This is a genomic window from Pseudovibrio sp. Ad37, from assembly GCF_001623075.1.
Lineage (GTDB): Bacteria > Pseudomonadota > Alphaproteobacteria > Rhizobiales > Stappiaceae > Pseudovibrio.
Window position 1 is genome coordinate 1 of the sequence record NZ_LMCF01000209.1, and the last position, 464, is coordinate 464.

A 464-nucleotide genomic window follows, 5' to 3' on the forward strand; every position below is an offset into this window, starting at 1 on the left:
TGATATGGCGCTGCTTGCAAGTGCGCTGTGGAGCCAGTTTCCGCAGTATCGTTCTTATGTGAGCCACCCGGGAATTCGATTTGGCCGAAGAACATTTCGGTCTGGAAACAGAGACTTCCTTCTGCGTACTGCTGGCGCTAACGGATTGAAAACTGGATATATTTGTAATTCCGGTTTCAATGTAGCGACTTCTGCAACACGCAATGGAAAAACAGTTATCGCTGTTGTTCTGGGGGCAGCTTCCAGTTTAGAGCGCTCAGCCTTTGCCAAGAAACTTATTGATAGTGGTTTCAAGAAGACAGCGGGAACTAAAATTACTGCTTTCCGCGGCAGTGGGAATATCAACCCACCAAAGGACCACTATTGTAAGCGCAATGCCAAGCCAACGGCTCAGCAACTTGATGATCGCTTTGGGACAAAACGTGGCTCTGCCAGCATGATGGCTTATGCCGATGCCGGCAGTC

At 49.1% G+C, this 464-nt stretch carries 1 pseudogene; it reads left to right on the top strand.

Annotation, left to right across the window (positions count from 1 at the left end):
- A pseudogene (locus tag PsAD37_RS21310) lies at window positions 1-464 on the top strand (D-alanyl-D-alanine carboxypeptidase); the annotation flags it as partial.